The sequence below is a fragment of the Laspinema olomoucense D3b genome (assembly GCF_025370785.1).
GTDB lineage: Bacteria > Cyanobacteriota > Cyanobacteriia > Cyanobacteriales > Laspinemataceae > Laspinema > Laspinema olomoucense.
Genome location: NZ_JAMXFA010000027.1, coordinates 37766 through 57040, shown reverse-complemented (window position 1 = coordinate 57040; position 19275 = coordinate 37766). Strand labels below are relative to the sequence as shown.

The window sequence follows — 19275 nt, the reverse complement described above, 5'->3', positions numbered from 1 at the left end:
GGCTCTGGGAACTTCGATCGCTTTTTATCGTCAATAATAAGTTTTGCTAATTACCAATTAAAGCCTTTCTAATGTTTCCCGGCATCAGTATTTTTACTGGATTTTGTTGACAGATGAGGGATCCATATTGGCTCCCCAGGGATGGCAAGGCCCGATCGCGCACCAATCCGTAGCTTGACAATCAGTAGAACTCCTGAAATCGCGGGTTACACTTACTTATCGTTGTAGCGGACAACTTTTACGCAAATTGGGAAAAAAAGTTTTTGGTCATTGTTCACGGGTCCCTGGTCACTGGTCACGGGTCCCTGGACAAATGACCAAGGACCAATGACTAATCCCTACTGCAAGGGACGACAACACCCCCCGATCGCCTCATTGGCTAGATGACCCAATCCAATGGATTCGAGAAGTTCCGTCCATTCAGCGGCAATTTCTGCATTCCCTGGATTATCCCGGCGAAGTTCCGCAAGGGTTGTGAGGGTTTCATGCCACAACCCATTCGCTGCATAGAGTTCCACGCGCTGCATCGGTGTTGTTGCAGCTTCTAGCTGACTGATGAGTGTGCTATCTGCTGCAATTCGTTGGACCATTCCTTCTATATAGTCATCTTCGGCACGAATTCTGGGATTGCATCGATAGGAGAATTGCCACAAGTATTGTTTGCCGACTTCTAAGGCAGGAATGTTTTCCGGTAAGCGGAAACTGACAATCCCTGGGGTATCGGAAATCGGGACGACGGTTTTGTAGACTTCGGTTTCTTCTTCATCCAGAAGGACGAACTCTACCTCACGCGCCAGACTGGACGGATACGGCACGTAGAACCAGAATGTGGGATGTCCCGAGAGAGTATAATTGACTTGAGAAGCGATTAATCCGGTCAAGGGTTTATCCACTGGCGGACATGAGGTGCGACTCCCAGAACCTTCGCGATCCTCTGGTGGGTCAGGATCGGGGGGTTCAAATACGGTGGCGATCGCCGCGTTGGGTGATGGCACTTGACGAAGATCCTGGCGTAATTCACTGCCAGATGTGCCGTAAACTCTCGTGACGGGTACGATGCCGGTGAAGACAATCAGACCGATCGCGATCGGCAATTTGGCCGGGTTCGATGGTTTCCCCAAAGGATGTGACAAGGTTCTACTCCTCCATACAGGTTGACATTCTGTTTACCTATCGCAGTTTGGGGATAAATTTACGCAAAGTTGTCATTTGTCAGTTGTCATTTGTCATTTGTCATTGGTCCCTTGTTGTTTGTCTCTTGTCCCTTGTCAATTGTCATTGGTCCCTTGTTGTTTGTCTCTTGTCCCTTGTCAATTGTCATTGGTCCCTTGTCCCTTGTTCCTTCTCAAAGGACCAAGGACCAATGACAAATGACCAATGACTAATGCCAATGCTGGGGGGATGAGGGGAACCCAGGTGCTTTGGAGGAATAGCAGATAGCAGAGGAGATAGAGAAATGCGATCGCCAGGGGGATGGCACTGACTCTGCGGAGTCTCCCTCGAATGCACCAGGCGATCGCACTTCCTACCCCTGACCACAGTCCAATCCAGATCACTTCTCCCCACCCACTCCATACTTTAATCATCGGACGTCCATCCAATGCTGCACTGAGGATCTCACTCACTTTCTGTGCTTGGATCATCACGCCAGGTACTTTTTCCGAGGGAGATTTTCCGACGCCGTAGGGGGTGAAAAAAGCTTTAGCGTTGACTTTACTGGTCAACCCAATGAGGACAATTCGGTCTTTCACCAAATTGGGGTTAAATTCTCCATTTAAGACTTCCGTTAGGGTGAGAGTTTGAGCGATGGGAAAAGAACGATAATTTAACATCCCATACCAGCCTCCCTGGGGGAGGGTTTTGTATCCTCCGCTATTCAGTTCCAGGGGATTTAAAATTGCTTTACCTAGGTGCAATGGGTTGTCTTTAATTCCTTGATTGTTGGGGAAAATCTTCTCCGCAGCCAGATATTTTTGGGCTAATTGAAAGCTCAAGGAAAAGCCAGTGTTACATTCCGAGGTGGTACTCATAAACAAGAGATGACGGCGCAATACTCCATCAGGATCGATAAGTACATCATCAAATCCTAATTGGTTGGTGGGGATTCCCACTGGCGATCGCACTGGTCCTCCATAGGATTTGTCAAAGCTACAGACTGCCACCAGATTCGATTGCTGCTGCATCTGAACCCTTAATTCCGCATGACCCGGAGGAACGGGTAAATCGCGATACAGGGTTAAACCGACTGCTCGCGGTTGATGCAGTTCTAATTTTTGCAACAATTGGGTTAATGTGGCATCGGAAATTGGATATTCTTCCTTCGATTGTACGTCTGATTCGGTAATTTCTACGATTAAAATCCGGGAGTCTAGGGGTTCGGATGGACGCGATCGCATGAAGTGGTCATACGCTTTCAGTTCCCATCCCTCCAATAGTCCCAACTGGCGGATCAGAAGCAGAATCAAGGTGACTGCCAAAGGGATGACTCCCACCCAGCGATCGCGAACTTTAGAGGATTGCTGAGTTTCTACTACAGGTGGCGATCGCCACTGCATTGGAACTTCGGCAGGATTTTGACAGATCACTGGCAACCAACTCGCACAAGGAAATTGATCTTCTAATCCTTGCAACCGTTCCCGCGCTTGTCGCACTGCTAAATAAAAGGAAGAACCGCTAGAAAACGCTTTAACAAAATTTACCAAAAATAGGTGCGCCACCCCATCGGCAACCGATTCTCGCATAACAATAATGTGAGGAATCTGTAAATCGGCCAGTTCTTTCGCTAATCCCAATCCATCGCAAGAATTAAAAATAGCCAACTGCAATCCGCGAGCAATTGCTGTTTTCAGGGCCAATTTTAGATGATAAATACCCAATTTATCGCGGGGATTGATAGCAACTAACCCTCGGGTTCCCTCTTCTTGACTTTCACTATGACCCGCAAAAAATAAAATATCCCACCCGCGATCGTCCCACAACTGTTCATCAACCTCCTGCCGGGAAGGTTCCACCAAAAAAACCGTTTCCGCGTCGGAAAGTTCCAATAAAGTAGAGCGATCTCGTGCGATATCGATGCCGTTACTATCTCCCAAAATCGCTAAAATTCTCATTTGCTCTCGGCGATGAGATTTTTCCACCCGTTGATATTGAGGAGCACTTAACGCGAGTTCTGCTTTGGGATAATCGGACAAAAACTTCCAGAAATGCCAGGGTAAATGACGCAGGCGATCGTCATCGGTTTCCAGAATCACTTGGATTTCATCGGAATGGTGAAGATGCGATCTCAACTGGCGATCGATATTTCTAAATTCCTCCGCATTCAACCATTCATCAATCAGTTGCACATATTGAACGCAAATATCCGCAAACTCCACTTGAGAAACATTAGTAATATCTTCCCGGTCGATTTTGATGCGAGGACGCCATCCGGGAGTACGATAAAGTGCGTGATAAATCAGTTGCCATCGCCTATAAATCGCGTCTAATTCAGTCGCAGGAGGTAAAGCACCGATAAATTTCAGGGGACGCGGATTTTCCGGTTCCCAAAGTAGCGCGGTAACGTTGGGGAAACCACTGAGCAAATTGCCATATCCCAGATTGATAACGACTGTTATTTGTCCTTTGTCCTTTGTCATTAGTCATTGGTTGTTGGTCATTGGTTGTTGGTTGTTGGTCATTGGTTGTTGGTTGTTGGTTGTTGGTCATTGGTTGTTGGTCATTGGTTGTTGTTGGTTGGTCATTAATCCAAATGACAAAGGACAAAGGACAAATGACCAACAACCAACAACCAATGACCAAGGGTCTAATCATCACTTTTTTGGGAGCCTATTGAGTTGAGATAAGCGTTCAACTTGGGGGCTAATTCATGTACTATTGGTTTAATCTGGTTAATTTGTTCTTCAGTAAGCAGTTGTCTTTTAGCTGCTCTTGTCAACCAGTGCCTTGTTTCATTCAAAGATCCTCGGGCAATTTTGACAAAACGTCGATTGTCCTGGAAACTACCTCGACCACATCCTTCGGCAATATTAGCTCCTATACTATCAGCAGAACGAACGATTTGTTGACCAATGGTATTTTTAGCGAAGGTATCCCATTCCCTAACAATATCCCAAATTAAATCCGCTAGTTCTGCTGATAACTGATAAACGTGCAAGTTTTTGAAGTCTGTGTTTTTTTTGTTGTGGGTCATTGGTTATTGGTCCTTGGTCATTGGTTGTTAGTGACGGATTAGTGGGACTTGATTATTGGTTAAAAGGGCCTTATAGCTCAATTTCATCAGTTTAAAGGTTATTTCTGCTCATTTGCTTATCTCTTCTCTTTTTTCCCTTCTCTTTATCTGGCAAATGACAAATGACAAATGACAAATGACTATATTTCAAACTGTTCAACAATTGTGGCATTTTCTAGCGCAACTTGGATAGAAAACCGTTCCCCGGGTTCACCCGTAAAGCGGGGAAGTTGGATGTAGTTATCCTGGCGGCGCGATCGCACGTCTTGGAGAACCTCCCCCTCCGGCGATAGCAATGCCAATCTCAAATTTGGCGGTAAATAAGTTTCTCCATCGGGGGGATAGAGTCGGACTCTCACGGCAATGCGATCGCCTTCGGGGGTGAGTGCCACCAACAACACCACCACTTGGGTGGCAAACTGCATTTCTAAGTCTATCAGTGTTGCGCGTTCCACTCCCCCATCCCCTTCGCGGGGAGAATTTCGGAAATGATAAGCGAGTGTTTCTTCTCCAAAAATGGTTTGAAATGATTGCCATGACTCGGCAAAGGAACCTTGCAACCATTGACTGAGTAACACCACAGGAGATTGGGAGGCGATCGCATTGTTAGAGGAAACCCCAAGGCGCAACTCTGCCAAGGTTGTCAGCAAAGTTTCAATGGGTTGTAACTGATTCAGAGGGAACTGTTGGGAATCAATCCGGTTGATGAATCCCAAAATAGTTGCTTCTTTCAGGGAGTCTTGGATTTGTACCACCACATACCCAATGCGATCGCACCAAACTTCCGGGGGAATGTGACAATTTGGCTCATGTTCTCGCATGGGACGACATTCGATCCGTCCCAATCCCGTCACGGGTAAATCAGCAACATTGCTTCCTAAACGAGCGATCGCATTCCAACTTTCTGCCGCACTCACTTCGGTAGCAATTCCCATCCATTCCAAATAATCCTTCACCACGCAAATAGCCAAAGTATTAAAATAAACTTGTTCAGCTTTCTGTCGATTTGGTTGTTCAAGTGCAAACTGCTTCGCAAGGCGGCGGGAAGTTCTAGCAATCAACATCGGTATGGTAAGATTAGTCATCATTTGTCAGTTGTCCTTTGTGATTTGTCCTTTGTTATTTGTCCTTTGTTATTTGTCCTTTGTGATTTGACCAATGACCAATGACCAATGACCAATGACCAATGACCAATGACCAATGACCAATGACCAATGACCAATGACCAATGACCACCGACAAATCCCCTCTCCTCCTTCATAGATATCCTTCGGATTCGCCAAATTTACGCAATTGCGGCATACACTTGCGCTGATAAAAGGTGCTGAGGGTCGAAACCGGCAATTTGAATTCTACGGAAAGTTCCTCCCAGGAGGTTTCTGGGGGTAAACGTCGCCGAATTAACACTTGACAGGTGACATCTTTTCGACCTCGAATGTGGATCCGCTGCAATTCCCCATCGGGGTCAGTTTCCACCCACTCGCGGGTCCCTTGCAGGATCGGGGGGATATCCCGAGGAGCCTCAAACCTATCCAAAAACGTGAGGGTGTCGTCATCATCGACAGATTGTGATGCTGAAACCATCTGATTTGTCAGGGATTGCGCTTTGATGGCACGATCTTTGAGTCGCTGCTTGAGGTAAAAATTGAGCCAAGTAGTGACCAGACTGCGATCGGGGTCGTATTTATCTTTGGCGGTGGTTGCTTCACATAAATTTAGGCAAAAATACAGCCATGTTTGTTGCCACACTTCTTCATAATAGGGAGTATATTCTCGCCAAAGCTTGCCTGATTTGACAATCAGCCGGTAGAGTTGAGTCAATCCTCGCTGGCGTTCGACAGTTTGGGGAGGGTGACGACAAGTCTCCTCAATCAGGGATTGTAGGGGGTCGGTAGTCATTGGTTGTTGGTCATTGGTCATTGCTCATTTGTCCTTTGTTGTTCGTTTTCCTCTTACTTCTTTCCCTATTCCCTATTCTCTGTTTCCTGTAACTAAAATGCGTCTAAAAAATATCTCGTCCTGCCTTTTGCTTGTTGGCTTTATTCTGTTGAATGATGAAACCCAGTTTATCAAATTTCCTTCCCGTCAACTTGGACTGTTGCCGGTATTGGCACAAACGGGGGAAGAAAGTCTTGCTCAAGAAGCGCGGCGATTGTATGAACTAGGTTATGAACAGACCGATCGCGGGGAATTTCAGGAGGCACTGGCGACGTTTGATCGCGCTTTAACAATGGCGCTTCAAGTTGGCGATCGCCGACTTGAAGGGGTTATTTTAAATGATATTGCTGTCGTTTATCGCATCCTCGGCGACTATCCCCAAGCGTTGCAATTTTTAAACCAAGCATTTACCCTGCGCCAACAAATTAACGATCGCTCGGGAATTGCACAAACTCTCGTCAATTTCGGTGCCGTTTATCAATCTCTAGGCGACTATCCCCAAGCGCTCGATTTTTATCAGCAAGCTTTGCCAATTGTTCAAGGGGAGCAGGAACAGGATGGGGAAGCGGTAATCCTCACAAATATGGGAGAACTTTACAGACAGTTAGGACAACCGAACAAAGCACTTGCTTCATTCCAGAATGCTCTGTCCCTGTTTGAAAAAGAGGGCGACCAGTGGGCGATCGGTATCGCTTTTGCAAATATTGGAGCGGCTTATGATGCTCTCGGTGAATTGTCCCAATCCTTAGAATTTTACCAAAAAAGTTTAGCGATCGCCACCGAAGTCCAAGATACCCTCGGAATCGGTCAAACCTGGATTAATATCGGCGCAATTTATGAAAAATTAGCCGATTATCCCCAAGCCATTCAAGCCTATCAGCAAGGATTAGCCGTGATGAGGGAACTAGGAGACTTAGATTCTATCGGACAAGCCTTCAACAATTTGGGGTCAGTTCATCGCCGGATGGGGGAATATTCTCAAGCCTTAGAATTCTATGAACGCGCCTTAGAGATTCGGGAAAATATCGGCAATCGAGCAGGCATGGCTGTGACGCTCCAGAACAAAGGATTGGCCTTATTTGAAGCAGGAAAACTTCCCGAGGCTACGGAAACATTATATGCAGGAATAGATGTTTTAGAATCCTTACGTCCGGGATTAAGCGATCTCAATAAAGTCTCTATTTTCGATAAATATCAGTCCACTTATAGCATTTTACAAAAAGCATTAATTGCCCAAAATCAACCCGAGAAAGCATTAACTGTGGCGGAAAGAGGTCGCGCTCGGGCTTTTGTGGAGTTAATTGCCAAACGACTTTCGCCAGAAGCGGCGCAAGAATTTAGCGATCGCCAAATTCCTCCCCCCACAATTCAAGACATTCAGCAAGTCGCAGCAGAACAAAATGCGACTTTGGTTGAATATTCCATTGTAGTCGATAATTCTGCTAAAAATTCTTCTCTGTTAATTTGGGTGGTGAAACCCACAGGTGCAATCGCGTTTCGGGAAGTGGATTTAAGTCTACTCGAAGGATTTCGAGATAATTTAGTCCAGTTTTTGGTCGGGGAGGAAACCGACGCCCAACCCGAACCTTTATTAACGGCATTGGTGCGAGGCAGTCGCTCTTCCATCACGGAAACGCTCCCCACCATTTCCCCGGGACAAGTTAGCAATAGAAAGTTGAAAAAGCTGCATGAATTATTGATAAATCCGATTGCGGATTTACTTCCCACAAATCCCGAAGAAAAAGTAATATTTATTCCTCACAAAGAGTTATTTTTTGTGCCCTTTCCCGCGCTAATTGATGAAAGCGATCGCTACTTAATCGAAAAACATACTATTCTCACAGCGCCAGGGATTCAATTGCTACAAATCGCGCGCATCGCGAAACGCGATCGCCCCAGGGAAACCGCAGGTGCTTTAGTCGTCGGTAATCCCGTGATGCCGATTTTCCAAAGAAACCCGGGAGAAGAACCAGAGGGATTAAAAAATTTACCCGGTGCGGAACAAGAAGCGACTGCCATTGCCGCGATGCTAAACACTCAACCATTAATCGGAAGTGAGGCAACCGAGACGGCAGTAGTAGAACGGATCACTTCCGCCGGAATCGTCCATCTGGCAACCCACGGGTTACTGGATGATTTTAGCGAGTCGGGTTTGTTGGGGGCGATCGCCTTAGCACCGAGCGATCGCGATGACGGATTGCTCACTTCTGAAGAAATTATCGGGTTGGAGTTGAATGCGGATTTAGTGGTATTGAGTGCTTGCAGTACAGGTGGAGGAAGCATCACCGGCGATGGCATTATTGGATTATCTCGCGCCGTAATCGGTGCCGGTGCCGAAAGTGTCATCGTCTCCTTATGGCAAGCGGACGATCAGGCGACCGCACAATTGATGGAGGAGTTTTATCGGGTTCTCCCCCAAACCGGCGATCGGGCGGTAGCTTTGCGACAAGCGATGCTGGCAACCCTGCCCGACTATCCAAATGTGAGAGACTGGGGAGCCTTTATGCTGATCGGCGAATCAGCGAGTCAGTGAGACCTGGCGATCGGCGTTCACCATAGGCGACTTTTGGGCGCTAGAGTTGTTTCATTTTAGCCGCCAAAAACCACCGGAGGTCACGGATAAAGCCCCTTGTAGTCAGGCCAGCGCCATTTTTGCCTTCAGCTCATGGGGGGGAGGGCAAAAAAACGGGTCAAACTTTCTCCCTCTCATGGTTTTTGGCAAGCCTAAATTTTTAGAAGGAAACAGCCTTACTATTTTAGCTAATACATCTCAAACCTTCGACTGTCATAATAAAAAGTTAAAAAAGTATTATGATTCACTAAAATTCCTAAAACAATATCTAAATTTTCCCGGAAATAAGGACTTCCTGAATCTTCTAAATTATTAATAATTGGTTCATTCAAAACAGCCACAACTATAGCTGGTTGATTTTTGTAAGGCAATTTTCTGTTTTTCATATTATTTTTCCACCGGACTATTTGTCCGACTTTAAAAGACTCTTTTGCTAAAAAACTTAAACAAGATTCTTGCAGTTTAACAAAATAATCATCTTCATAATTTTCTATTTCTTCATCAAAATTTTCTTCTCCAAGTAAAAACTCTACTTGTTTTTCTCTTAACTCTTGGTCGATATCAGATTTATGGCTCATGGGTATATTACCTTAATTTACTACACAATAATAGATGGTTTGTATTCAGAGGATATAATGCTGTTTGGTATGGCCTTACTAGGAATAGAAGTATTAAAGGTAATTTCCATTCCTTCAATTTTATTATTAAAGGTATTTTGTTTATTTATATTTTTTATTATTAGAACCCTTTTAAAACGTATTTTTTCGCTAAGATACTGTAATTTACTCGCTTGAGCTAACTGTATTTGGTCTTTATTCTGTACTCCTTCTACTATATAGAGCGAAGTTGGAGGTACTAAATGCCAGCTACATGGAACAACTTCTAGTAGCCACCAATCAAATAAATCTCGTCTTCCATAGGAACCTGGAAAAATCGCATATCCTTCTAAACAATCCTCTAAAATTTCTAAAAGGGCTGCTTTTGATTGGTGGTAATCTAAAACTCGGATGGAATTTTTAAATACATCTATAGCTTCATAGATAATTTGTAAACTTGCCATCTTATTCCACTTAGAGGAATTAATTTTTTCCGATATAAGATCCTCTAAGTTTTTAAGCTTTTCTGCCTGAAAGTGATAATTAACACCTCTTGAACTAGCTACTGGATCGATTATATTGGATAATATCCATTTTTCTATAAGATGTATTGTTTGCTTTGTAAAACCATTTTCAGGGTGATAGTATTCTACGGTTGGCTCTACTAATACAGCAAAAATTAGGGTCATCCATACATAACGGATCTGACAGTATGTCTTATCCCTTTCATGAAAAAAATCTAAAACTTCATTTAAGGCATCTTCAAGAGATACTCTTCCATCTGCCTCGGGTTCATAAAGTTCTTCATAATGCTCCTGATTAATTTTGTTCAGCAAGGCTTTAAGAGGGTCAGGTATCTTATCTAACAGTGTTAACTTTCTCTTAGAAAAATAGTTAGGTGACTGGACCATAAACATTGCCTCCATTACTATCAATTGGGTAAATAGGGATGGTCCCAAAAGAGTTTGACCTCTATATTCGGGAATTTTTGCTCAAACTGCTTAATGATATGGGTACAACTTTGACAAGGTTCTAGTTCGGTGTAAAGATAAACTTTTCCTTCTACCTGAAGAGAATAGTAGCTGTCCAATACATCGCCGATCTCTGATAATACTTTATATTCGGCATCTGTATCCATTACCCTTGCAGTACGAGAATCTTGAATTGGATCAAATTGTCCCCCTTCTGACTTAGACTTGGGTTTAGGAATAGGGCTTTTTTTTCTTCCTTTTGATGTGCCTCCTACACAAAACAGTATTTCATTGTTTAGATGGACTTCAGCGATCGCAACATTCGATTTAGGAAAGGGTTTGTCCAGGTATCTATCTCGAATTTGGGTAGCACCCTGTTGCAAACGCTCCTTGACTAGGGTTTCTACTTCTGAAAACACCTTTCATTCATTCTTAATAAGTGAATGATCTAGCCAGTCTAAATCACTTTGATATAAAGATAGCGAAGTCCGATGCAAAGCCAGATGCCCAGGCGAAAGCTTACTGCGCAAAGCCAGATGCCCAGGCGAAAGCTTACTGCACTGCAAGGTTCTCGGGTTAAAATCCATTCTCCACTTCATTTAGGGTCGCTATATCAGAACTTATCTTCAGTTGTACCTCCAGGACCACATCAGTAAGCAAGGCGGTAGTTCTATTATAACTTGAAATCTGCTCTACTGTCCAGGAATTTCGCTAGAGGCGGGAGAGGATGTCAGGGGAACGGGCGATCGCCTAAACAATCCTGCTCCTCACTCAATCTCCTTCCCAAAGTCTAGGTACTGGAATTTTTGGTAAAAATCGACCTCACTTGACTGCTGATTTCCTGGAGTTTCTTGATTCCTTCCACCTGAAATTCTTCTGGATTTTCCACCCATTCTCCTACATAAAGCGTCCGGGGAGATAATAAATACCAACTAGCTGGAACTACTTCTAATAACCACCAGTCAAACAAATCTCGTCGGCCCGAAGAACCGGGGAAAATGGCATATCCTTCCAGACAATCTTTTAATATTTCTAACGTTGCTTCTTTCGCTTGCTCCCGGTCTAGCACTCGGAGGGCATTTCTAAAAACCTTTCTGGATTCTGAAATAATTTGTAAATTGGCTATACCTTTATTTTTGATCGGCTCAATTGGTTGGGAAAAAATTGCCTCCAAATTGTCAATTTCTTGTTGCAAATCAAAATGTAATTTTTTCGAGGATAAGTCAGAGTCAATTTGCGAATATATCCCCCGCTCTAGCAATTCTAGGGTGGACTTCGTGAAATTATTTTGAGCCTGATAGGATTCTACGATTGGCTCGACGACTAAAACCAAAATCAAGCTTAACCAGACATATCGAAAATGACACAATGTCTTACCGCTCGTTTGAAAAACGTCTAAGATATCGTTTAAGGCATTGTCTAGGGAAGCTGTTCCATCAGCTTCGGATTCATAAAGCGCTGTGTAACGCTCCTCCCTGATTTTGTTGATTAAGCTTTTGAGAGGTTCCGGGATTTTATTTAATAAAGGCAATTTTTTATTTGAAGAATATTGTACCATAAAATTCACTTTTTTTTACTGTTGTTGGAGGAGGGGGATAATTCCCATAAACTTTTCCCTCTCGGTGGAGAGAATAGCCGCGCTGAATCATCAAGTTTATCGAATCCAGCTCCGGTCATCCATGAGCGCGATCGCCTCTTTTTGTCCCCAGTTGCGATCGCCTTTAATTATCTCAGATATAATGACATCCGTCAAGAGAGCCAGGTAAAATATAATATCAATTCCGGTGGATTAACTAAAAAACCCATTTCTTCCTCTTCTCCCCCATCCTTGCAAAGGATGGGGGAGAAGAGGGTTAGGTCACGGTGGGTGATCGAGCCAACATAATATTAGGATACATTTCATAAAAAAGGTGGGTGATACTTGTTCAACCCACCTTCACCCTAGATTTTATCGGTAATCAACTTTCCCGGATATTAAGTTTCTCTACCTGATTCCTCCGTGCAATCTTTTAACTGATTTCATCATTATCCACCCATTCATCATAAGAGGAATCATAATCAAGATAATGCACAAAACATTTCTTGCGTTTAACCTCCTGGATGATGGCAGTGTACCATTCCTCCTCTTCGTCATCCCAAACTTTCACCTTTTGACCCACCGCATAATCATAGTCCTCTGAGGGCGAATAATTGCGATCGCGCAGATCTTCTTCCTCTATCCAATCATCATCCGAGGAACCATACCCCACATAATGCACAAAATATTCATCCTCTTTAATTTTGAGGATAGTTGCCTCATACCAATCTTCGTCTTCTCCATCCCAAACTTCTACCGTCTGACCAACCGCATACCCAGACGAAATTTTTCCGCCTGCCGAAATTTTTCCCGCAGCGGGTAGTTCCCCTAAGTTGGCCGAACTCTGAGCATCCAAAATCAATTTTCGGGCTACCGATTGAATGCCCGTATGTTCATAGTAATTAGTCGTTTGGTCTAAAAACACCGCCACAAAGTCTAAGTTATCATCCGCAATTTGGATGAATTTACCCAAACTTTGTAGAATAGATTGAGGCGTCACCCCTGTTTTAGCCACCAGGTTATTCATCCACCCTTCTACGGCCTCAAAACCCTGATTAATAAATCCCACTTTATCCGAGGGACTGTTTCCGGGAATAAAATTATTCACCGCTACAAATACAGGATTTCCAGTGATGATATTCCCCTCCGTCCCCGTCATCACTTCGTGAATCTTACCCAGAAAATTCGGACCTAGCGGCAACAGGCCATCAATGCAGACTAATGCCATCATCCGCATCAACGCCGCATCTTGATAGTTATTCGCCAAAGCCGTGGCAAATTGTTGAGGATTGGGATTCGGCAAACCATTCAATTTGCAGTAGGCAATCAGTTCTACCACAACTTTCAGCAATAAATCAATGGTTTGTGTCGTATCTGCTTTCGGCGTCATTGTATTCAAAAATGACAGAAAGCTGATTTTTTCTCCCACCTTGTTAGCTAAAGCTGCAGTGGCTAACGCTGCATCAGCGCGGTCAATCGTCTGATAAAGCTTGATAGCCGTCTGATAGCCTCGCTTCGGGTCGTGATACAAAGCCACAGCCCGATCGCGAATCTTCTGTATAACCTGGGGGTCACTTTCTCCAGTAATGGCTTGGATACTCTTGTCAAAACCAACTAGATTATCCCACTGACCGGGCATCAAATAATCCAATGCCTTTAACACTTTTACCGTAATGTTATCAGTAGGTAGCTCGTCAACTAACTGAATAATGGACTTATCCACAATTCGGAATCCTCACCATATAAAAGGTTGTCTGCAATCATAGCTTTTCCCCTTTAAAATGGTAGGTTTCTTTAGGGAAACTTAATCTTGCCACCCAGAAAATATTGTGACTGCTCCAATCCGGGCTTTTTTCGCCCCCGCCGGGGGTTGGAGCCACTAGCCCTAAACCGACTCATTTTGCTCAGAGACTCCTTATCGATCACACCCGTAGCGTAGAATAAAAGATTATCCCGTTTTTACCAACCCCCTGACCCCATGTATTGCGATTACCTGGTCCAAATCCTGACCGCCCGTGTCTACGATGTTGCCCAAGAAACGCCCCTAGAGTATGCCCCGAATCTTTCTGCCCGACTAGATAATCAACTCCTCCTCAAACGGGAAGATATGCAGTCGGTGTTTTCCTTTAAATTGCGTGGCGCATATAACAAAATGGCGCAACTGCCCCCGGAACTCCTGGCAAAAGGCGTCATTGCTGCTTCCGCAGGCAACCATGCCCAAGGGGTCGCCCTCGGTGCATCCCGTCTAGGAACCCAGGCAATTATCGTCATGCCGGTGACAACGCCTCAAGTCAAGGTGGATGCAGTCAAATCCCGTGGGGGAGTGGTGGTGTTGCATGGGGATACTTATGATGATGCTTATGCTTATGCCCGGGAATTGGAGGCGGAAAAAGGATTAACCTTTATTCATCCCTTTGATGACCCTCATGTGATTGCGGGACAGGGAACCATTGGCATGGAAATTTTACGGCAACATCAGAAACCAATTCATGCCATTTTTGTAGCGATCGGGGGGGGTGGATTAATTGCGGGAATTGCCGCCTATGTCAAACGCTTACGTCCAGAAATTAAGATTATCGGGGTTGAGCCCGTGGATGCCGATGCCATGTCCCAATCCCTCCACGCAGGACATCGAGTGCGCTTATCTCAAGTGGGATTATTTGCCGATGGAGTTGCAGTTCGAGAAGTCGGGGAAGAAACATTCCGCTTGTGCCAACAATATGTAGATGATATTATCCTCGTCGGCACCGATGATACTTGTGCTGCCATTAAAGATGTATTTGAAGATACGCGATCGATTGTAGAACCTGCCGGGGCCTTGGCGATCGCCGGTGCGAAAGCTTATGTCGAACGAGAAGGCATCCAAGGCGAAACCTTAATTGCCGTTGCCTGCGGTGCCAACATGAACTTCGATCGCCTCCGCTTCGTTGCCGAACGTGCCGAATTTGGGGAACGTCGCGAAGCAATCTTTGCCGTCACCATTCCCGAAGAACCGGGAAGTCTCCGCAAATTTGGCGACTGTATCGGTAGACGAAATCTCACCGAATTTAACTACCGCATCGCCGACCAAAAAGAAGCACATATCTTCGTCGGAATGCAAATCGCCAACCGCGCCGACGCCGCTAACATGGTAGAAACCTTTGAGGCCAATGGATTCAAAACCCTGGATCTCACCGATGACGAACTCACTAAGTTACATCTCCGGCACATGGTCGGAGGACATTCCCCCCTCGCCCATAATGAATTACTCTACCGCTTTGAATTCCCCGAACGTCCCGGGGCCTTAATGAAATTCGTCGGTCACATGAGTCGCAACTGGAATATCAGCTTGTTCCACTACCGGAATAACGGGTCAGACTACGGGCGCATAGTCGTGGGAATGCAAGTTCCCCCCGAAGAAATGCAGGAATGGCAAGCATTTCTTGATAATGTCGGCTATCGCTACTGGGATGAAAATCAAAATCCCGCTTATACGCTATTTTTGGGATAGCACAAATTAATTCTTCTCCGGATGAAGGTCTCAGCAGCTAGAAGCTTTCCCTTCATCCTCCTCCCCTACACTGGAACGCGCCGCCAAAAATTTTCCGTCAGGGGTATTGCATTTCTTGACTAGATGCCATATTATATTCATAATCGGATATTGACGCTAATAATATTTTGGCAAAGCCTCCCATTATAAATCTAAATTTATCAGAGTCAATCCCCCCTGTCAAGCCTATTTCCCTTATTTTCAGCGCAAAATCCCTAAATTTTTCTAAACCTCAGTGAAAATCCGTGAAATCCGTGGTTAAAAATCTCATTGACCCCTCACCCCACCGCGAGGAATAATCACATCAGTTGGGTCAAAAGTCGGCTCAATCCCGCGAACTTCAGGGGAAATCGGTACAAGTCCCGCATCACTTTCCACTGCACCACCAATCGTTCCACCACCCATCGGGTCACTATTCCCATTCAGGGCATCCCGTAAAAAATTGTCAAATCCGCGCTGTTCAAATCCGCGTCTTTCCTCTTCAGAAAAAGTAGGTTGAATGGGGGTGCGGAGTGTGGGGGGACAAGCGGGGACGGGACTGGTCCCGGGTCTAGCTTCAACTTGACAGGGTTCGGTTTCTTGGGCAAGCACCCTCGCCGATGAAATGACACCCCACAGCATGGGGAATAAAGCCAGAGAAATCATTAATTTTGCAGTTTGTTCAGACATAAAATGAGTCTCCTAAAAGCGGAAGGTGGTGCGAATAGTGCCGATAAAAATATCTTCATTATTAGCATTATGTTCGGGATTGGTGATGTACATAATGCCCGGGGTAATAGAAATGCGATCGCTGACTCGCCAGCGGTAAAAGGTTTCAAAATGCAAAGAGGTATCTGGGTCTTCCCCTAGAAATAAATCGGTGCCGTCCACTAATTTAGGGGGTTGCCCAACGAGTAAAGCGAGTAAATCTCCGGGTCTGCCGAAGGGGTCGGAATATCCTAGGGAAAACAAGTAAGTAGTGGTGGTAGCAGAGGCATCGGAAACAGTGGAGTTGGTGAACATCCAGGCTCCCCAGGTACCAAAAGTGAGGTTAGGATGAAAGCGCCATTGCAGGGAACCCCCGATCGCATTAATCTGGGCCGGTTCATCCATAATTCCGCCCGTATCCGCCAGAAAGCTGCCGGTGAAAGTATCCAGGCGGCCATCTTTGGCGTAGGCATTCACATAAGTTAAACCGGCGATCGCAGTATTAGTGGGTTTGAGTAGCAGTTGTATCCCCGCCGCACTCTGATCAGCGCCGACAAACCCGCCACCTTCAGTCAGACTGCTACTATTGCGAGTGCCATAAGCTGCCTGTAGTCGCACGCGATCGCTCAGTAGCCAATCCACCCCAGCACCAGCATCGAGACTGCCAATTTTAAAAATTGGACTCGCTTCAGCAAACCGGGACAGTGCACCTCGACCGGCATCAAAATAGCCGGAGTTAGCGGTAAGAACACTACTTAAACTAAAGCCAACCGGACGCAACGTAACCACCGCCCGATCGCTAAGGGCAAAGCGATATTCTAACTTATCCAAGACCAGGCGATCGCTAAATCCCCCTTGATAAGACAGCAATGCCATATCCGTATTAAACGACTCCGGATTGGCAAAACCGCGATCGCTAAAATTGCCCGAAGATAACTCTAGTCGGAGTCGATCTTTCCCCGTAAAAGAAGCCACCACCCCGACGCGAGCCAGATAAGAAAACACCAGATTATTCTCTCCCTCTCCTGGCGGTTCTCCCCCACTTCCTCCCGTTAAGGCAAAAATTGCTTCTCCCCCAAACACTGCCGTGGGGGAAAATTGCTGAGACTCTAATTCAGCAGTTCGCACCTCTAAATTTTCCACTCGCCCTTGTAACGTTGCCAATTCTGCTGCAAATTCCCGTTGCAATTGTTCGAGGGCCGTTAAATCATCCCGGGAAATGAGTTCCCCGGCACTGGCGACTCGCTCATTCATCCGTTCCAGGCAGGCATTCAACCCGGCAGCAAACTCATAGCGGGTTAAAGCCCGATCGCCCCGAAACGTCCCATCTGGATACCCTTGAATACAACGGTAGCGCTCAATCAACGATTGAAGGGCTTGAAATGCCCAGTCCGTGGGTTGCACATCCGAGAGTTGCGAGACAGAGGTCGTTTGCGCCATTGGGTCCGTATCCAGGTCCGGGGAGGGAATCCTGAAATCTCCGGAGGGGGGAAGTTGCTCCCAAATGCGGGTATCAAAGACCTGTTTTCTCAATGAGCCTGCGTAGGCAGGCTTCGTCTGTATAGCCCCACCCTTCAGGGTGCGGCTGTTTGCTAGGGCGTTGGGACTTTCTGTGGTCGGTTCAATCCGTTGCCGGTCCTCTGCCTGGGAGGGTTCTACCCTGAGCATCAAGGCAGGAGAAGCGATCGCCCTCATGGACGACACCGTGACGAGAAAGACGACAACACCAGCAATAGCGGTTTTCATGCGAGTCAGATAAAACAAGCTGTGGATAAGGTCTCTGGGATAAAATGCCACATCAAGGAGGGAAACGGGGTAGGGTGTTTCCCATCTCATTCTCTCGGAAGCGGTCCCCAAATGGGGAAATTAAGGGCGCCTCAATTACAGGGTTCTCCGAGTAAGAGGCTGGAGCAACCCCCAGAGGGGCCATCCCGCAGGAGCGATCGCAAGAAAGTAAAATCTTTATAAATATCTTCAATCGTGTCCGCCTGTTCCATATTGGTTATCCCGTGGGAGATTACCTCTGGATTCACCGGAGGTTCTGCAAACGAGAGGGCCAGTTGCTCCCGTTGGACGCGATCGATAAAATGCAGGGTTTGGATCCCGCAACTATTGTTTTGGCTTAACTCGGGATCGACACAATAGCGGTCTTCCTGAGCGCGTCCCCGTCCGTGAATCCCGACTAACTCGCCCTCTTGGTTAAAAACGGGTCCCCCGCTCATCCCCCGCTTTGTCTCGTTGGTATAGAGCAAGCTGTATCCCCCATCATCCGAGGGAGGATTGGCAATGTCCGTAAGGTTTCCCTCCCGGAACTCGCGGACTCGGCGGGCGCTTTCGTCTTCCGGATTGGGCCAACCGGAGATATAGACGGGTGCGCCGCGATCGATATGGGGAGAGTCTCCCATCACCGCAATGGGATAGTCTTGATCACTGTTAAAGGTAACGATCGCCAGATCGAGTCCCTGAATCGTCTCGCCGAACTCCCCTAGTTCTTCTCCCAGGGGAATAATATTACTTTGGGTCTCCACATCATCAACTTGATGCACTTTGCCGTCACTGGTCCTGACCCCATAAACCACTTCTCGGGTTCGGACGACATGGAGGGCGGTTAAGACCGAGTAAGTATTGCCATCCCGGGCGACAATCACCCCAGATCCGGGATTCCATTCTTGGCGGGCTTCGATGTCTCCTTCTTGTAATCCTTGGGCAATAATCACCGTAGTTTGGGAGGCGATCGCATTCACCTGTTCCGGAGCTAAGGAGCGACTCGCCACCACGGGCAGGGCCAGGGTCATCCGCACCGCCAAGGCGATCGCCACTGCTCCGGTTGTGGCGACCCAATAAGTCGGAAATCGACAAAATAATAGCATAAAAATGGGTAATATAGAGTTTTGAATCGAGCGGGTTGACGGAAGAAATTTTAACCCTTCAAGCCCGTGTTTTCCTGATAGGTTAGACCCCGGCCCTCGAATTTTAATCCGGGTCAACCCGGAAGGATGATAGAGCTTTTGTGATGGGATCTGCCTAGAGCCTGGATTGCTTGGGTAACCTGTGATATTTTCTCTCTATTTTTCTGAATAAAAAACCTAGAGAAAGTTTCGCCTCTCTCTAGGTTATTTACGAATCTCCACTATCAAGGAGTGGGCAACCGGCGCGATCGGGCGGTGCAAAGCTTCGC

At 46.1% G+C, this 19275-nt stretch carries 16 protein-coding genes; 3 read left to right on the top strand and 13 right to left on the bottom strand.

Going from position 1 to position 19275, the window contains the following annotated elements; all coding sequences use genetic code 11:
* Positions 1-338: 338 nt before the first annotated feature.
* Together NG792_RS18935 and NG792_RS18930 are read right to left on the bottom strand one after the other, a co-directional pair.
* Positions 339-1133: a DUF928 domain-containing protein gene (locus NG792_RS18935; RefSeq protein WP_261236404.1), complete on the bottom strand. Its 795-nt coding sequence runs from the start codon at positions 1131-1133 to the stop codon at positions 339-341.
* 177 nt (positions 1134-1310) lie between these two features.
* Positions 1311-3635, bottom strand: coding sequence for a CHASE2 domain-containing protein (locus NG792_RS18930; protein ID WP_261236403.1), 2325 nt, complete (start codon positions 3633-3635; stop codon positions 1311-1313).
* On the opposite strand from NG792_RS18930, the gene NG792_RS18925 reads away from it, so the two are divergent.
* On the top strand, positions 3598-3837 hold the full coding sequence (locus tag NG792_RS18925; protein ID WP_435387591.1) for a hypothetical protein: 240 nt from the start codon (positions 3598-3600) through the stop codon (positions 3835-3837). The genes NG792_RS18930 and NG792_RS18925 overlap by 38 nt on opposite strands.
* On the opposite strand, the gene NG792_RS18920 is transcribed toward NG792_RS18925, so the two are convergent.
* The 3 genes from NG792_RS18920 to NG792_RS18910 form a co-directional block, all read right to left on the bottom strand.
* Positions 3803-4189: a four helix bundle protein gene (locus tag NG792_RS18920; RefSeq protein ID WP_261200517.1), complete on the bottom strand. Its 387-nt coding sequence runs from the start codon at positions 4187-4189 to the stop codon at positions 3803-3805. The two genes, NG792_RS18925 and NG792_RS18920, sit on opposite strands and share 35 nt — an antisense overlap.
* Positions 4190-4368: 179 nt before the next feature.
* Positions 4369-5316: a DUF1822 family protein gene (locus tag NG792_RS18915; protein ID WP_261236401.1), complete on the bottom strand. Its 948-nt coding sequence runs from the start codon at positions 5314-5316 to the stop codon at positions 4369-4371.
* A gap of 169 nt (positions 5317-5485) precedes the next feature.
* Positions 5486-6127, bottom strand: a complete 642-nt coding sequence (locus NG792_RS18910; RefSeq protein ID WP_261200515.1) for a sigma-70 family RNA polymerase sigma factor — start codon at positions 6125-6127, stop codon at positions 5486-5488.
* Positions 6128-6224: 97 nt separating this feature from the next.
* Here NG792_RS18910 and NG792_RS18905 point away from each other — a divergent pair, with 97 nt between their 5' ends.
* Positions 6225-8699 (top strand): CHAT domain-containing protein, encoded by a 2475-nt coding sequence (locus NG792_RS18905; RefSeq protein ID WP_261236399.1) that lies wholly within the window; start codon positions 6225-6227, stop codon positions 8697-8699.
* A gap of 227 nt (positions 8700-8926) precedes the next feature.
* On the opposite strand, the gene NG792_RS18900 is transcribed toward NG792_RS18905, so the two are convergent.
* The 5 genes from NG792_RS18900 to NG792_RS28985 form a co-directional block, all read right to left on the bottom strand.
* Positions 8927-9316 (bottom strand): hypothetical protein, encoded by a 390-nt coding sequence (locus NG792_RS18900; RefSeq protein WP_261201713.1) that lies wholly within the window; start codon positions 9314-9316, stop codon positions 8927-8929.
* Between the two features lie 20 nt (positions 9317-9336).
* Entirely contained in the window at positions 9337-10245 is a 909-nt protein-coding gene (locus NG792_RS18895; protein WP_261201712.1) for a hypothetical protein, read from the bottom strand.
* A 20-nt stretch (positions 10246-10265) separates the two neighbouring features.
* A complete protein-coding gene (locus NG792_RS18890) occupies positions 10266-10724 on the bottom strand; it encodes a deaminase domain-containing protein (protein WP_261201711.1) in 459 nt (152 codons plus the stop codon).
* 371 nt (positions 10725-11095) lie between these two features.
* On the bottom strand, positions 11096-11863 hold the full coding sequence (locus NG792_RS18885) for a hypothetical protein (RefSeq protein ID WP_261201710.1): 768 nt from the start codon (positions 11861-11863) through the stop codon (positions 11096-11098).
* A 451-nt stretch (positions 11864-12314) separates the two neighbouring features.
* Entirely contained in the window at positions 12315-13604 is a 1290-nt protein-coding gene (locus NG792_RS28985) for a Tudor-knot domain-containing protein (RefSeq protein ID WP_261236398.1), read from the bottom strand.
* A 255-nt stretch (positions 13605-13859) separates the two neighbouring features.
* Between NG792_RS28985 and ilvA the strand changes: the two genes are divergently transcribed.
* Positions 13860-15371 (top strand): threonine ammonia-lyase, biosynthetic, encoded by a 1512-nt coding sequence (ilvA, locus tag NG792_RS18875; protein ID WP_261236397.1) that lies wholly within the window; start codon positions 13860-13862, stop codon positions 15369-15371.
* Between the two features lie 306 nt (positions 15372-15677).
* On the opposite strand, the gene NG792_RS18870 is transcribed toward ilvA, so the two are convergent.
* From NG792_RS18870 to NG792_RS18860, 3 genes are read right to left on the bottom strand one after another with little or no spacing between them, the layout of a single operon-like run.
* Entirely contained in the window at positions 15678-16079 is a 402-nt protein-coding gene (locus NG792_RS18870; RefSeq protein ID WP_261236396.1) for a hypothetical protein, read from the bottom strand.
* A gap of 12 nt (positions 16080-16091) precedes the next feature.
* Entirely contained in the window at positions 16092-17933 is a 1842-nt protein-coding gene (locus tag NG792_RS18865; RefSeq protein ID WP_261236395.1) for an iron uptake porin, read from the bottom strand.
* A gap of 41 nt (positions 17934-17974) precedes the next feature.
* A complete protein-coding gene (locus tag NG792_RS18860; RefSeq protein WP_261201705.1) occupies positions 17975-18967 on the bottom strand; it encodes a S1 family peptidase in 993 nt (330 codons plus the stop codon).
* Positions 18968-19275 lie beyond the last annotated feature (308 nt).

Coding starts and splice junctions, on each gene's coding strand:
- NG792_RS18900 (WP_261201713.1), bottom strand. CDS start 9,316: ATGAGCCATAAATCTGATATCGACCAAGAGTTAAGAGAAAAACAAGTA.
- NG792_RS18930 (WP_261236403.1), bottom strand. CDS start 3,635: ATGACAAAGGACAAAGGACAAATAACAGTCGTTATCAATCTGGGATAT.
- NG792_RS18915 (WP_261236401.1), bottom strand. CDS start 5,316: ATGATGACTAATCTTACCATACCGATGTTGATTGCTAGAACTTCCCGC.
- NG792_RS18895 (WP_261201712.1), bottom strand. CDS start 10,245: ATGGTCCAGTCACCTAACTATTTTTCTAAGAGAAAGTTAACACTGTTA.
- NG792_RS18905 (WP_261236399.1), top strand. CDS start 6,225: ATGCGTCTAAAAAATATCTCGTCCTGCCTTTTGCTTGTTGGCTTTATT.
- ilvA (WP_261236397.1), top strand. CDS start 13,860: ATGTATTGCGATTACCTGGTCCAAATCCTGACCGCCCGTGTCTACGAT.
- NG792_RS18865 (WP_261236395.1), bottom strand. CDS start 17,933: ATGAGATGGGAAACACCCTACCCCGTTTCCCTCCTTGATGTGGCATTT.
- NG792_RS18860 (WP_261201705.1), bottom strand. CDS start 18,967: ATGCTATTATTTTGTCGATTTCCGACTTATTGGGTCGCCACAACCGGA.
- NG792_RS18885 (WP_261201710.1), bottom strand. CDS start 11,863: ATGGTACAATATTCTTCAAATAAAAAATTGCCTTTATTAAATAAAATC.
- NG792_RS18910 (WP_261200515.1), bottom strand. CDS start 6,127: ATGACTACCGACCCCCTACAATCCCTGATTGAGGAGACTTGTCGTCAC.
- NG792_RS18920 (WP_261200517.1), bottom strand. CDS start 4,189: ATGACCCACAACAAAAAAAACACAGACTTCAAAAACTTGCACGTTTAT.
- NG792_RS18870 (WP_261236396.1), bottom strand. CDS start 16,079: ATGTCTGAACAAACTGCAAAATTAATGATTTCTCTGGCTTTATTCCCC.